This is a genomic window from Hafnia sp. CBA7124, from assembly GCF_002355555.1.
GTDB lineage: Bacteria > Pseudomonadota > Gammaproteobacteria > Enterobacterales > Enterobacteriaceae > Hafnia > Hafnia alvei.
Genome location: NZ_AP017469.1, coordinates 3,749,717 through 3,763,462, shown reverse-complemented (window position 1 = coordinate 3,763,462; position 13,746 = coordinate 3,749,717). Strand labels below are relative to the sequence as shown.

Annotated in this window: 13 protein-coding genes and 1 rRNA gene; 6 read left to right on the top strand and 8 right to left on the bottom strand. The window is 49.1% G+C overall.

All coding sequences use genetic code 11. The features are described from left to right. Nucleotides 1–6 precede the first annotated feature (6 nt). Both sltY and trpR read left to right on the top strand, forming a co-directional pair. Nucleotides 7–1,935: a murein transglycosylase gene (sltY, locus tag CPY98_RS17210; protein ID WP_096388490.1), complete on the top strand. Its 1,929-nt coding sequence runs from the start codon at nt 7–9 to the stop codon at nt 1,933–1,935. A gap of 94 nt (nt 1,936–2,029) precedes the next feature. Continuing rightward, nucleotides 2,030–2,356, top strand: a complete 327-nt coding sequence (gene trpR, locus CPY98_RS17205) for a trp operon repressor (RefSeq protein WP_043489340.1) — start codon at nt 2,030–2,032, stop codon at nt 2,354–2,356. Nucleotides 2,357–2,437: 81 nt separating this feature from the next. Here trpR and yjjX read toward each other — a convergent pair whose 3' ends face one another. Beyond that, on the bottom strand, nt 2,438–2,971 hold the full coding sequence (yjjX, locus tag CPY98_RS17200; RefSeq protein WP_040046168.1) for an inosine/xanthosine triphosphatase: 534 nt from the start codon (nt 2,969–2,971) through the stop codon (nt 2,438–2,440). 52 nt (nt 2,972–3,023) lie between these two features. Between yjjX and gpmB the strand changes: the two genes are divergently transcribed. Beyond that, nucleotides 3,024–3,671 (top strand): 2,3-diphosphoglycerate-dependent phosphoglycerate mutase GpmB, encoded by a 648-nt coding sequence (gpmB, locus tag CPY98_RS17195; RefSeq protein WP_025801168.1) that lies wholly within the window; start codon nt 3,024–3,026, stop codon nt 3,669–3,671. Here the strand turns inward: gpmB and robA are convergent. Continuing rightward, nucleotides 3,668–4,546: an MDR efflux pump AcrAB transcriptional activator RobA gene (gene robA, locus CPY98_RS17190; protein ID WP_025801169.1), complete on the bottom strand. Its 879-nt coding sequence runs from the start codon at nt 4,544–4,546 to the stop codon at nt 3,668–3,670. The genes gpmB and robA overlap by 4 nt on opposite strands. Before the next feature lie 244 nt (nt 4,547–4,790). Between robA and creA the strand changes: the two genes are divergently transcribed. Next, nucleotides 4,791–5,267, top strand: coding sequence for a protein CreA (creA, locus tag CPY98_RS17185; protein WP_046360381.1), 477 nt, complete (start codon nt 4,791–4,793; stop codon nt 5,265–5,267). Nucleotides 5,268–5,341: 74 nt separating this feature from the next. On the opposite strand, the gene proS is transcribed toward creA, so the two are convergent. The 6 genes from proS to metN form a co-directional block, all read right to left on the bottom strand. Then, nucleotides 5,342–7,060 carry a proline--tRNA ligase gene (gene proS / locus CPY98_RS17180; RefSeq protein WP_025801171.1) on the bottom strand — a complete coding sequence of 573 codons (1,719 nt, stop codon included), beginning with the start codon at nt 7,058–7,060 and terminating at the stop codon, nt 5,342–5,344. A gap of 119 nt (nt 7,061–7,179) precedes the next feature. Beyond that, complete coding sequence (tsaA, locus tag CPY98_RS17175; protein ID WP_046448690.1) at nt 7,180–7,887, bottom strand: tRNA (N6-threonylcarbamoyladenosine(37)-N6)-methyltransferase TrmO; 708 nt, start codon at nt 7,885–7,887, stop codon at nt 7,180–7,182. Continuing rightward, nucleotides 7,884–8,303, bottom strand: coding sequence for an Rcs stress response system protein RcsF (gene rcsF, locus CPY98_RS17170; protein ID WP_025801173.1), 420 nt, complete (start codon nt 8,301–8,303; stop codon nt 7,884–7,886). Before rcsF ends, tsaA begins: the two co-directional genes overlap by 4 nt. Before the next feature lie 115 nt (nt 8,304–8,418). Continuing rightward, the gene (locus tag CPY98_RS17165) at nt 8,419–9,234 is read right to left on the bottom strand and encodes a MetQ/NlpA family lipoprotein (protein ID WP_025801174.1); all 816 of its coding nucleotides are present in this window, start codon (nt 9,232–9,234) and stop codon (nt 8,419–8,421) included. Between the two features lie 108 nt (nt 9,235–9,342). Then, nucleotides 9,343–9,996, bottom strand: a complete 654-nt coding sequence (locus CPY98_RS17160) for a methionine ABC transporter permease MetI (protein ID WP_025801175.1) — start codon at nt 9,994–9,996, stop codon at nt 9,343–9,345. Continuing rightward, nucleotides 9,989–11,020 carry a methionine ABC transporter ATP-binding protein MetN gene (gene metN / locus CPY98_RS17155; protein WP_025801176.1) on the bottom strand — a complete coding sequence of 344 codons (1,032 nt, stop codon included), beginning with the start codon at nt 11,018–11,020 and terminating at the stop codon, nt 9,989–9,991. Before metN ends, CPY98_RS17160 begins: the two co-directional genes overlap by 8 nt. Nucleotides 11,021–11,211: 191 nt before the next feature. Here metN and gmhB point away from each other — a divergent pair, with 191 nt between their 5' ends. Continuing rightward, complete coding sequence (gene gmhB / locus CPY98_RS17150) at nt 11,212–11,775, top strand: D-glycero-beta-D-manno-heptose 1,7-bisphosphate 7-phosphatase (RefSeq protein WP_040046173.1); 564 nt, start codon at nt 11,212–11,214, stop codon at nt 11,773–11,775. A gap of 417 nt (nt 11,776–12,192) precedes the next feature. After that, a 16S ribosomal RNA gene (locus tag CPY98_RS17145) occupies nt 12,193–13,735 on the top strand. Nucleotides 13,736–13,746: the final 11 nt, after the last annotated feature.

Genomic DNA, 13,746 nt, shown 5'->3' with positions numbered 1-13,746 from the left:
GGTGAGATGGTCATGGCGGACAATTGGCGTGCTTGGGGTATAGGTTTATGTTTAGTCGCTGTGTCCGGGAGCAGTTTTGCTGACTCTTTGGATGCTCAGCGTCAGCGTTATTTACAGGTAAAGCAGGCATGGGACAGCAATCAGATGATGACGGTGAATCAGCTGATGCCAACGCTGCGCGATTACCCGCTTTATCCTTATCTAGAATACCGCCAGCTAACTCAGGATCTTGGTCAGGCTACGACGATTGAGATTAAAGATTTTATTGCTCGCAATCCGACCTTGCCTCCCGCTAAATCATTGCCGTCTCGTTATGTGAATGAGCTCTCTCGTCGTCAGGATTGGACAGGATTGTTGGTGTTTAGCCCTCAGCCTCCTAAACCTATCGCGGCTCGCTGTAATTATTATTATGCCCAATACGCAACGGGCCATCAGCAAATTGCATGGGATGGCGCTCGTGATATTTGGCTGAGCGGTCAGTCACTGCCTACCAACTGCGACAAGTTGTTTGATGCGTGGAAAGCCTCTGGCGATCAGACGCCGCTGACCGTGCTTGAACGTATGCGTTTGGCGCTGAAGAAAGGAAATAACGGGCTGGTAAGTTTCCTAGCCAAGCAGCTTCCGCCTGATTATCAAACTATGGGCGATGCACTTGCTAGCCTTCAGGCCGATCCTCGCAATGTCGAGGCATTTGCGCGTAGCGTGGGACCAACCGATTTTACCCGCGACGCGACTGAAATCGCATTCTCCAGCTTGGCGCGTCAGAACGCTGATGAAGCACGCGCGATGCTTCCAACTTTGGTGCGATTGCAAAAAATTGGCGATAAGCAACGTCAGGCCATGGAAGACAGTATTGCATGGCGCTTGATGGGCAGCGACGCCACCACCGATGATATTCGGTGGCGAGATAATGTGATTAAAAATAGCAACAGCGCTTCACTGATTGAACGTCGTGTGCGGTTAGCGTTAGGCAATGGCAATAAGCAAGAAATCCGCACATGGTTGGCTTTATTGCCGCAAGACGTGCGTAATAAAGACGAATGGCGCTACTGGAATGCGAGCGTCATGATTGAGGATGGCAAACGCAGCGAAGGTGAAAGCATTCTTCGTTCGTTGACTCAGCAGCGCGGATTCTATCCGATGGTGGCGGCTCAAAAACTGGGTATCACATATCCATTGCAGGTTGAGGTTGCGGATAAGCCATCTTCCAAGCTTACCAACGATCCTGCGATAGATCGTATCCGTGAACTGATGTATTGGAACATGGATAATACTGCGCGGAGCGAATGGGTTTCTCTCATTAGCAGTAAATCTAAATCGGATCAGGCGGCTTTAGCGCGTTATGCCTTTGAGCAAAACTGGGCCGATCTCAGTGTTCAGGCGACGATCACCGCTAAGCTATGGGATCATTTAGAAGAACGTTTCCCAATGGCGTGGCCGCAGCAGTTCCGCCAGGCAACAGAAGATAAGGGAATTTCTCAGTCCTATGCGATGGCTATCGCACGCCAAGAAAGTGCTTGGAATCCAAAAGCCCAGTCACCGGTTGGGGCTAGTGGGTTGATGCAGGTGATGCCTAAAACCGCTGAGCACACGGCGCAAATGTTTAATTTAAGCAACTACGTCAACAGCAGCCAGCTGCTCGATCCTATTACCAACATTCAGATTGGCACCAGCTATCTGGAATATGTGTATCAGAGTTTGGGGCGTAACCGTATTTTATCTAGCGCAGCTTATAACGCAGGGCCGTCTCGCGTCACCACGTGGCTCGGAAATACAGGCGGTCGCGTAGATGCAGTCGCCTTTATTGAGAGTATTCCTTTCTCGGAAACCCGTGGCTATGTGAAGAACGTCTTGGCTTATGATGCTTACTATCGTTACTTCATGAAGCGCCCAACCAAAATCCTGACCGATGCAGAATGGGAGCGCCGTTACTGATTTCTGTTCTGGATATCTTTGACTGCGCCAAGTTTATGGTATGCTGCCGTACTAGTTAATGAGTATTTTCTCACCAAGAGTATGGCAGCTAATCATGACAACGCGATCCCTGAATGATCCCGCGCTCAGCGCACAAGAAAATGATGACTGGCAACGTTTTGTTGAATTGCTACGGCAGGCGTTTGCCGAAGATTTACAAGGCCCAATGCTACAGCTTTTTTTGACGCCGGACGAAAGAACAGCATTGGCGACGCGGGTGCGAATTATCGAAGAGTTGATGAAAGGCGAGATTAGCCAGCGTGAGCTGAAAAGCCAGCTAGGCGCAGGCATTGCAACCATCACTCGTGGATCGAATAGTTTGAAAACCGCGCCCGCAGATCTGAAACAATGGTTAGAACAGCAGTTACTGACTGATAAATAGTATGACGTTAAGTGAATTGCTATGCGATGGCTCGTTTGGGAGCCATCGTCAGATCGCTAAAGCGTCTAGTAAGTTGCATCGCTATTTTGTTTCTGCACGCTTCTGGAAGATTTCATTATGAAAAGGGACCAGAGCTAAAACTAACGCTTGGTGATAAACACTGGTGCGTGTCAGTACGCCGTTGGTAAAGACACCGATAGCGCCTTCGCGGCGGCCGATATCATTTGTTCCAGTAATCGCCTTCATTTCACTGCCTAAGGCTTTACCTTCTGCGATGCCTTGCAGGACAGATTCCGGCAGCATCAGGCTTGCTGAACGAGATTCTCCGCGCATATGATGATTCTCAATCGTCATCCATGCGAACGTCATATTCTCTTCAATACCCGCTTCAACACCGACCCAAAAATCAGCTTCCGGGCAAACTTGACGTGCGCACATTACTCTGTGGCGTGAGCCGGTTCGCGTTTCGTGATTTCCAATGGGTTGTTCGGGGACTCCACTATCAACTTCAATGCCTTCAATGCGATACTGGTCGGGACCAAAAACATCATCGAACGCCAGAGAAATAGCCTTAATTTTTGCGGGGTTGGTAGTTGCTGCTACAACATGGTACATAGTATTTCCAGCTTCCTATTAGCGCATTTCTCGCAGTATACGGAAAAAGTACATGACACAGGTATATCTTATTCGCCACGGTGAAACCGAGTGGAACGCAGAACGCCGGATTCAGGGACAATCCAACAGCCCATTGACCGAGTTAGGAGAACTTCAAGCGCGTCAGGTTGCGGCCCGTTTGAGCCAGATGGGGATCACGCATGTGATTGCCAGCGATCTGGGGCGGACTCGCCAAACTGGGCAGGCCATCGCTGATGCCTGTGGATGTGAGCTCATTCTCGATTCGCGCCTGCGTGAACTGCATATGGGCGTATTAGAAGAGCGCTTGCTTGATTCGCTTTCCCCTGAGGAAGAGAAATGGCGTAAGCAGATGGTTGATGGTACGCCTGATGCGCGTATCCCCGAGGGGGAAAGCATGGCTGAACTGGCCACGCGCATGCGTGCCGCGTTGAATAGCTGTCTTGATTTACCCGAGGGAAGTCAGCCCGCATTGGTGAGCCATGGGATTGCCTTAGGCGCGTTGTTAGGGACTATTTTAGGGTTACCGCCACACGCCGAGCGACGTTTGCGCCTGCGCAACTGTTCACTATCACGGGTAGATTATCAGCAAAGCCCTTGGCTGGCGCCGGGTTGGGTCGTTGAAAGTGCAGGTGATATCCATCATTTGGATAGACCTGCACTTGATGAGATCCAGCGTTAATCTTCTTCGCGACGGGTCGGAATCAGATACTCGCAGCAGATATGTTTAGGTGGTCGCTGCGAGGAATCCGTCTGAGGATGGAAGCGCTCGATATCGTAACCTTTACGACGCACCAGATTTAGCGTTGGTAATGTGGTGCCGTAAAGGTTCAGGATAAATTCCTGGAATCCTTCAGCTGGGCCGTTATAGCAAAACTGGGCATATTCGCCGCCGAGCAGAGTTATCGACTGTACTTCTTTCGTGACATCAGGTGGCAAATGCTCAATTTCTAGCGCGGTGGTATACAACACTTCTTGCTCGTCATCTTTATCTAAACTTGGGCGAGAGTGGTGTAATCCATACAGAACCGGCGGGATGTTTTTCACATCGTGAAGGAAATCGTGCCAGAATTGGCTACGCAGTTCGGTACGGACTTTGCTGATTTGCTCCAACGTGCAGGTATAACATTGCGTGATACCCACCAAGGATATGCTAGGCAGCGTTATAAACTCAGGTTGAATCAAATTGCTCAGACCCAGACGAATCGGTGGGCACATTCCGTAAGCATGCCAATCTTCCGCGCGGCGATAAAGCGCGGGAGTTTGATTAAACTGCTTCTTAAAGGCGCGAGTGAACGTCTGCTGTGAGTCAAAACGGTATTGCAGTGCGATATCTAAAATTGGGCGACTGGTTAGTCGAAGTGCCACGGCGGCCTTAGATAAACGGCGTGCGCGTATATAGGCACCAATGGCTTGACCAGTGACTTCCTTGAACATCCGTTGCAGGTGCCATTTAGAATATCCCGCTTTGGCTGCGACGTTATCGAGCGATAGTGGTTGGTCTAAGTGTCCTTCCAACCAGCTTAACAGGTCACGAATAATACTGGCCTGATCCATATAGCATCCTCAAAAGCAGTAATGAACGTAAACAGCAACTAAGCGGCATAATAGCAACTTTTTAGGCCTTAGACTTATATTAAGGTTTTTTCAGCGCAAAGAGTGCTATGCAGGTGTGAGCCGTGCTGTAAGATTTAGAACTTTTATATACTATGTAATTACGTTCGTTTTATTAATAACTGGCGTGATTATAATTATCCGAGGTAGCTAGGTGAACAAATTTTTTGTAGGGTTATGTTTCACAATGACTGCGATGATGTCTGCAGCCCATGCAGAACAGATCGGTTCCGTTGATACGGTGTTTAAAATTCTGGGGCCTGACCACAAAATTGTGGTTGAGGCATTTGACGATCCAGACATTAAAAATGTGACTTGCTATATTAGCCGAGCGAAAACTGGCGGCATTAAAGGTGGTTTGGGATTAGCAGAAGATACTGCTGATGCCGCGATCTCTTGCCAGCAGGTTGGGCCAATCGCAATAAGCGAAAAGATTAAGAATAAGAAATCTGATGGAGAAGTTGTTTTCCGTAAACGCACTTCATTGGTGTTTAAAAAATTACAGGTAGTACGTTTTTACGATCCCGCTCGTAACGCTTTAGTCTATTTGACGTATTCCGATAAAGTTGTGGATGGTTCTCCGAAGAATGCCATCAGCGCAGTGCCTATTATGCCTTGGGCTACTGCCGAAACGAGCGTTCCTGCTGCCGCTGCGGCACAGTGATTTAACGTTGAATCATCTAGTTACAAAAAGGCCGACATTATTGTCGGCCTTTTTTACTTCTCATACTATCGGCTTTAGCGTTTGATTCGCGCCAGTAAGAAATCTTCGATTTCACCGGTTTTAATCATTTGCTTATCGCCGCTGCGACGATGCTTATATTCAATTTCATCGCTGTCGAGATTACGGTCACCGATAACGATGGTATGCGGTACACCAATCAGTTCCATATCGGCAAACATAACGCCTGGACGCTCTTTGCGGTCATCCATAATCACGTCGATGCCTTTCGCGCGCAGGCTATCGTACAGAGACTCAGCCAAATCTTTCACGCGGAAAGATTTATGCATATTCATTGGCAGAATAGCGACTTGGAACGGTGCAATAGCGTCTGGCCAGATAATGCCACGGTCGTCATGATTCTGTTCGATTGCGGCAGCAACAACGCGTGTTACCCCGATTCCGTAGCAGCCCATGGTCATTAACTGGTTACGGCCATCTTCACCTTGAACAGTGGCTTTCAAGGCTTCGGTGTATTTAGTGCCGAGCTGGAAGATATGACCAACTTCGATGCCGCGTTTGATCAGTAGCGTGCCTTTGCCATCTGGGCTTGGATCGCCTGCAACCACGTTACGGATATCCGCAACCTGTGGCAACGGCAGATCGCGTTCCCAGTTGATGCCAAAGTAATGTTTACCGTCAATGTTAGCGCCTGCGCCAAAATCACTCATCATGGCAACGGTGCGATCAACCACTACCGGTACGGTCATATTGATTGGGCCTAAAGAGCCTGGACCCGCATTTACGACAGCACGAATTTCTGCTTCGGTTGCAAACGTCAGTGGGCTGGCAACCATTTCCAGCTTTTCTGCCTTCACTTCATTCAGTTCGTGATCGCCACGAACCAGCAGAGCCACTAACGCATGACCGCTCTCTTTGGTGGCATGAACCAACAGAGTTTTAACAGTCTTTTCAACCGGCAGATTAAACTGTTCGGTTAATTCAGCGATGGTTTTGGCGTTTGGTGTATCAATGATACGCAGTTCTTCCGTTGGCGCAGCGCGTTCACCTTTCGGTGCTACGGCTTCGGCCAATTCGATGTTTGCTGCATAGTCAGATTCGTTGGAGAAAATGACATCATCTTCACCGCTTTGTGCCAGCACTTGGAATTCGTGGGAAGCGCTGCCGCCAATGGAACCGGTATCCGCTTGAACTGGACGGAAATCCAAATCCATACGGCTGAAGATTTTGTTATAAGCAGCAAACATCTTGTCGTAGGTTTCTTGCAATGATTCCTGAGAGGTATGGAAAGAATAAGCATCTTTCATCAGGAATTCACGCGAACGCATGACGCCAAAACGTGGGCGAACTTCATCACGGAATTTGGTTTGAATCTGGAAGAAGTTTAGCGGCAGCTGCTTATAAGAGCTGATCTCATTGCGCACCATATCGGTGATAACTTCTTCGTGGGTTGGACCCAATACAAATGGACGTTCGCCGCGATCGACGAAGCGCAGCAGCTCAGGACCATACTGCTCCCAACGACCGCTTTCCTGCCACAGATCCGCAGGCTGAACTACGGGCATGGACACTTCGATTGCGCCGGCGTTGTTCATCTCTTCACGGACGATGTTTTCAACTTTTTTCAGAACACGCAGACCGGTAGGCATCCAGGTATAAAGACCGGAGGCCAGTTTGCGGATCATACCGGCACGTAGCATCAGTTGATGACTGATAACTTCGGCGTCGGCTGGAGTCTCCTTCAGAGTGGAGAGCAGATATTGGCTTGTACGCATGTGTATTGTTCCGTTAGAACGCAATATGTATCAGACCGTCGGGAAAGGCGGCCAAAATAAAGAAAAGTGGCTTAGTTTACCAGTGACGGCGAGTTGTCAAAAGAGAAGGGCATGAAATTCTAGACTGAATTCAGGTCGATCACTTCGGTTATGCCATTTTTCACCTGCCAACGCACGTTAAAATCGAGCAGATGCACGGCATAAATGCGATCTTCGCTCTCTCCCTTGCGGTAGGCCGGACGAGGATCCTGCGCCAGCACCTGCTGGATAAATCGCTGCAGATGAGGATAGCGCTGCTGGTGTTGCCCGATTTGCTGTTGGGCAACATCCGAGAAAATGACGGGCATATCTGCCAGAGGTGCGTCTTGAGCAAAACCACCGCGAGCCTGAGGTTGGCTTTCAGCAAAAGGCAGGTAAGGCTTGATATCGATGATCGGCGTGCCGTCGACCAAGTCGAGGCTACCTAACTTCAATATAACTTTGCCGCCTTTGGTCTCTACAGATTTTAGTTCAACTAACGACATACCAATCGGATTCGGACGAAACGTGGAGCGCGTGGCGAAAACGCCCATACGCGCATTTCCCCCTAGGCGAGGTGGGCGAACCGTTGGACGCCATCCACCTTCCATCGTTTGATGAAAGACAAAAACGATCCACAAATGGCTAAACTCTTCGAGACCACGTACCGCTTCGGGCTGGTTATAAGGCGCGATGAGTTCCAGTTCACCGCCGCCGTCCTCAATGAGTCCGGGCTGTCGAGGGATAGCAAATTTCTCTTTATAAGGAGAGCGAATAAGCCCGATCGTATCGAAGGTAAATTGACTCATTGCTTGGAAACGTTTAGCGCAGAGCCTTTGCACACCGCTTGTTGGTAGCAGCCTTGTACGTCGGTGACGACTTGGCATTGATGCAATAACACCGCATTGGCTTTCATAGTTGAAGCTTTAATTTGCATACGCTTGCGCGCCGTGGCCAGATTCGGAGGTGAGTCTTGCTCCGTTGCTTGGCAAACACTGCCTGTTACTTCGCCTAAATCACGGAAAGGCTTACCGACCAAGTCTTCGGCATTGTCATACACTTTTACCGGACGCGGTTTGGGCTGAGTCGGTTTGGTGGTTTTTGTTGTGCTTACCTGTGCTTTTGCCGGTTCAACGGGCGTGGTATTTTCTGATTTCGAGTGCAGTAAAGAACAGCCGGACAAAGCCAAAGTGGCAGCGAGCAAGCATAAAGGTAATGCACGCATAAATGTTTCCTGATTTTTATAAAAGTGAGTGCTATTGAATCAAGGTATGGCAGAAATGACAAGACGGGCATTAGCCCGTCTTGAAGATATTACGTACTATAACAGCGCGAGGCAATTACCAGCCTTTAACTGCACCACCGTTAAAGATTTTATTGGCAGCGTTGTAAACTTCGTCAGATTGATAAGCCTGAACGAATTTCTTCACGTTCTCTGCATCTTTATTGTCTTCACGAGCTACGATCAGGTTTACGTATGGAGAATCTTTATCTTCAACGAAGATACCGTCTTTGGCTGGAGTCAGGCCAATTTGGCTTGCATAGGTGGTGTTGATAACCGCCAGGGCAATTTGCGCATCGTCCAGTGAACGTGGCAATTGTGGTGCTTCCAGCTCAACCAGCTTCAGTTTTTTCGGGTTCTCGGTCACGTCCAACACGGTTGGTAGCAAGCCAATGCCGTCTTTCAGTTTAATCAGACCCACTTTTTGCAGCAGTAACAGTGAACGGCCAAGGTTAGTTGGGTCGTTTGGTAAGGCAACCTGAGAGCCATCTTGCAGTTCGCTCAGAGATTTAATTTTCTTCGAGTAGCCCGCAATTGGGTAAACGAAGGTGCTACCAACTGGAACCAGTTTGTAGCCACGATCTTTGATTTGCTGATCCAGATAAGGTTTATGCTGGAAAGCATTCGCATCAATATCGCCTTTGCTCAATGCTTCGTTAGGCAGTACATAGTCGTTAAATGTAACCAGCTCTACGTCCAGACCGTATTTGTCTTTGGCAACTTTCTGCGCAACTTCGGCAACCTGCTGCTCAGCCCCGACAATAACGCCTACTTTAATATGGTTTGGATCTTTTTCTTCCTGACCACAGCCCGCCAGCGCCAGAGAACCCAGAAGTGCGCCAACGACAGCAATCGACTTAAACTTTAATGACATACCCTTATCCTTCTTTTGACTTGTTCTTGAGACATTGTTGTTGAGACGTTGTTTTTGAAACATCGTGTGGCGCGCCATAGCGAGCGCCGTTTTTATTATTAGACTGCTTTATTTGCGGCTGACCGCTTTAACAATGCGATCGCCACTAAACTGGATCAGATACACTAAAATCACTAACAATACTAATACCGTATTCATCACGGTTGCGTTATATCCGATATAACCGTACTGATAACCAATCTGTCCTAGACCGCCTGCGCCTACTGCGCCACCCATTGCAGAGTAGCCCACTAAGGTAATCAATGTGATGGTTGCCGCATTGACCAAGCCTGGAAGTGCTTCCGGTAATAAGATCTTGTTGATGATTTGCATTGGCGTTGCACCCATGGCGCGTGACGCTTCAATCAGCCCTGTTGGGATTTCCAATAGCGCGTTTTCAACCATACGAGCAATAAACGGTGCTGCGCCAACGGTCAATGGCACTAATGCTGCCTGCAAACCGATAGACGTACCTACGATGACGCGGGTAAAAGGAATCATCCATACCAAGAGAATAATGAACGGTATGGAACGGAAGATGTTAACCAGTGCCGAAAGCAGGTTATACAGCTTGGCGTTTTCCCAAATTTGCCCCGGACGCGTTATATAGAGAAGCACGCCGACGGGAAGACCAATAACAAAACCAAAGAAGCCGGATACGAAGGTCATGACGACGGTTTCCCAAATGCCTCGGCCCATTAACCACATCATTGCCTCAGACATAACCCAGTACCTCTACTTTTACCTGATGATTCTTGAAAAATTCGATTGCGGATAACGCATCTGCGTCATCACCGTGCAACTCGGCTAACATCACACCAAATTTAACGCCGCCGGCATAATCCATCTGAGAACTTAAAATACTGATATCGACATTAAAACGACGAACGGCCTGAGAGATTAACGGTGCGTCCACGGACTGGCCGGTAAATTCAAGACGCAGCAACGGTTGCGTATCAGGTTTACGATCTGGCGTCATGCGTGCAGCAAAATCGTCTGGAATATCTAAATGCAGCGTGGAATGAATGAACTGCTGCGCGAGAGGTGTTTTCGGGTGAGAGAACACTTCGCCAACGGTGCCTTGCTCAATCAACTGGCCATCGCTAATCACGGCCACCTGATCGCAAATACGCTTTACGACGTCCATTTCGTGAGTGATCAGAAGAATTGTCAGCCCCAAACGGCGGTTAATGTCTTTCAGCAGTTCCAGAATAGAGCGCGTGGTTGCAGGATCAAGTGCGCTGGTGGCTTCATCACACAGCAGGACTTTTGGGTTGCTCGCTAATGCACGGGCAATCGCCACGCGCTGTTTCTGCCCGCCAGACAGATTCGCGGGATAGGCATCTCGTTTATCGCTAAGCCCGACCAGATCTAATAGTTCGCTGACGCGACGCGTGATTTCGCTGCGCGGCGTGTTATCTAACTCCAGCGGCAGAGCGATGTTCCCTGCAACAGTACGCGATGAGAGTAGGTTAAAGTGCTGAAAGATCATGCCGATCTGACGGCGCGCTTTAGTCAGTGCGCTTTCGGAAAGCGCTGTCATGTCCTGATCGCCAACCAAAACGGTACCGCTGGTCGGGCGTTCGAGCAGGTTTACGCAACGAATCAGTGTACTTTTACCGGCACCGGAAGAACCGATGACGCCATAAATTTGCCCGGCAGGGACGTGTAATGACACGTCTGACAGCGCTTTAATTTGGCGCTGGCCCTGCTGAAAAACCTTGGTGATATTTGTCAGTTTAATCATTTTTATATTTTTACTTTTGGTGTTGCCCGTGGCAGATAAAAAGCAAACTTTGGGAAAGCCCAAAGTATTAAACTGGATGTTAAGGCGTCTAGACGTCTAAGTCAACAGGTGTCGAGTGCGCTAGAGACTCACCCTTTCATGTAAATCGTGCGATACTGAGCGGTATCTAACGCCATAAGGAGTGAATATCTGTGGCCCAGCTTGTTCCCGCAATTTTTTTAGATCGTGATGGCACGATTAACGTCGATCACGGATATGTTCATGAAAGCGATAACTTCCAGTTTATAGATGGTGTCATTGACGCAATGGCTGAGCTGAAAGAAATGGGGTATGCCCTCGTACTGGTTACTAACCAGTCTGGTATTGCTCGCGGTATGTTTACCGAAGATCAGTTTATGCATCTCACCGAATGGATGGATTGGTCTTTGGCCGATCGCGGCGTTGACTTGGACGGCGTCTACTATTGTCCGCATCACCCTGAGGGAACGGTAGAGGAATTCCGTCAGACATGTGATTGCCGCAAGCCGCAGCCAGGTATGCTGCTATCCGCTAAAGAAGAACTAAATATCGATATGAGCGCTTCTTATATAGTAGGTGACAAAATCGAAGACCTGTTGGCGGGTGAAGCCGCTAGCGTGGGAACTAAAGTATTGGTTCGTACCGGCAAACCGGTTACACCAGAAGCTGAGGCCAAGGCGGATTTAGTGATTAAGAGCCTTGCTGACTTGCCAAAAGCGATAAAACAGCGGGTTTAGTGCACTAAATGGCTGAAAATAAGCCAAACAGAAAAAAAAGTGTAATTAGGGGTTGTCAGCCCGCGAGAACTCCCTATAATGCGCCTCCATCGACACGGAACATGTGAATCACTTCACACCGTATCGGCGGTTTCGATAAGAAATCGCAAGAGAAAAAATCCTGAAATTTAGGGTTGACTCTGAAAGAGGAAAGCGTATTATACGCCACCTCGAGTTAGCAAGCTTAGTCTCCTAACTCACTGCTCTTTAACAATTTATCAGACAATCTGTGTGGGCACTCACAAGACAATATCTAACGTCCTCGGACGATAAAATATTAAAGTCTTGAAGAGTGACCAAGCAGTAATTCATTTAGTTGAATTATTACGAAAGTTAATTTTCGAGCATCGCTTCACTTGTTGAAGCAAATCAAGCTTTTAATTGAAGAGTTTGATCATGGCTCAGATTGAACGCTGGCGGCAGGCCTAACACATGCAAGTCGAGCGGTAGCACAAGAGAGCTTGCTCTCTGGGTGACGAGCGGCGGACGGGTGAGTAATGTCTGGGAAACTGCCTGATGGAGGGGGATAACTACTGGAAACGGTAGCTAATACCGCATGATGTCTTCGGACCAAAGTGGGGGACCTTCGGGCCTCACGCCATCAGATGTGCCCAGATGGGATTAGCTAGTAGGTGGGGTAATGGCTCACCTAGGCGACGATCTCTAGCTGGTCTGAGAGGATGACCAGCCACACTGGAACTGAGACACGGTCCAGACTCCTACGGGAGGCAGCAGTGGGGAATATTGCACAATGGGCGCAAGCCTGATGCAGCCATGCCGCGTGTATGAAGAAGGCCTTCGGGTTGTAAAGTACTTTCAGCGAGGAGGAAGGCATTGTGGTTAATAACCACAGTGATTGACGTTACTCGCAGAAGAAGCACCGGCTAACTCCGTGCCAGCAGCCGCGGTAATACGGAGGGTGCAAGCGTTAATCGGAATTACTGGGCGTAAAGCGCACGCAGGCGGTTGATTAAGTCAGATGTGAAATCCCCGAGCTTAACTTGGGAACTGCATTTGAAACTGGTCAGCTAGAGTCTTGTAGAGGGGGGTAGAATTCCAGGTGTAGCGGTGAAATGCGTAGAGATCTGGAGGAATACCGGTGGCGAAGGCGGCCCCCTGGACAAAGACTGACGCTCAGGTGCGAAAGCGTGGGGAGCAAACAGGATTAGATACCCTGGTAGTCCACGCTGTAAACGATGTCGACTTGGAGGTTGTGCCCTTGAGGCGTGGCTTCCGGAGCTAACGCGTTAAGTCGACCGCCTGGGGAGTACGGCCGCAAGGTTAAAACTCAAATGAATTGACGGGGGCCCGCACAAGCGGTGGAGCATGTGGTTTAATTCGATGCAACGCGAAGAACCTTACCTACTCTTGACATCCAGAGAATTTAGCAGAGATGCTTTAGTGCCTTCGGGAACTCTGAGACAGGTGCTGCATGGCTGTCGTCAGCTCGTGTTGTGAAATGTTGGGTTAAGTCCCGCAACGAGCGCAACCCTTATCCTTTGTTGCCAGCACGTAATGGTGGGAACTCAAAGGAGACTGCCGGTGATAAACCGGAGGAAGGTGGGGATGACGTCAAGTCATCATGGCCCTTACGAGTAGGGCTACACACGTGCTACAATGGCATATACAAAGAGAAGCGAACTCGCGAGAGCAAGCGGACCTCATAAAGTATGTCGTAGTCCGGATTGGAGTCTGCAACTCGACTCCATGAAGTCGGAATCGCTAGTAATCGTAGATCAGAATGCTACGGTGAATACGTTCCCGGGCCTTGTACACACCGCCCGTCACACCATGGGAGTGGGTTGCAAAAGAAGTAGGTAGCTTAACCTTCGGGAGGGCGCTTACCACTTTGTGATTCATGACTGGGGTGAAGTCGTAACAAGGTAACCGTAGGGGAACCTGCGGTTGGATCACCTCCTTACCTAAAGATAG

Coding starts and splice junctions, on each gene's coding strand:
- tsaA (WP_046448690.1), bottom strand. CDS start 7,887: ATGAGTCAATTTACCTTCGATACGATCGGGCTTATTCGCTCTCCTTAT.
- CPY98_RS17160 (WP_025801175.1), bottom strand. CDS start 9,996: ATGTCTGAGGCAATGATGTGGTTAATGGGCCGAGGCATTTGGGAAACC.
- trpR (WP_043489340.1), top strand. CDS start 2,030: ATGACAACGCGATCCCTGAATGATCCCGCGCTCAGCGCACAAGAAAAT.
- robA (WP_025801169.1), bottom strand. CDS start 4,546: ATGGATCAGGCCAGTATTATTCGTGACCTGTTAAGCTGGTTGGAAGGA.
- proS (WP_025801171.1), bottom strand. CDS start 7,060: ATGCGTACAAGCCAATATCTGCTCTCCACTCTGAAGGAGACTCCAGCC.
- metN (WP_025801176.1), bottom strand. CDS start 11,020: ATGATTAAACTGACAAATATCACCAAGGTTTTTCAGCAGGGCCAGCGC.
- CPY98_RS17165 (WP_025801174.1), bottom strand. CDS start 9,234: ATGTCATTAAAGTTTAAGTCGATTGCTGTCGTTGGCGCACTTCTGGGT.
- creA (WP_046360381.1), top strand. CDS start 4,791: ATGACTGCGATGATGTCTGCAGCCCATGCAGAACAGATCGGTTCCGTT.
- yjjX (WP_040046168.1), bottom strand. CDS start 2,971: ATGTACCATGTTGTAGCAGCAACTACCAACCCCGCAAAAATTAAGGCT.
- sltY (WP_096388490.1), top strand. CDS start 7: ATGGTCATGGCGGACAATTGGCGTGCTTGGGGTATAGGTTTATGTTTA.
- rcsF (WP_025801173.1), bottom strand. CDS start 8,303: ATGCGTGCATTACCTTTATGCTTGCTCGCTGCCACTTTGGCTTTGTCC.
- gpmB (WP_025801168.1), top strand. CDS start 3,024: ATGACACAGGTATATCTTATTCGCCACGGTGAAACCGAGTGGAACGCA.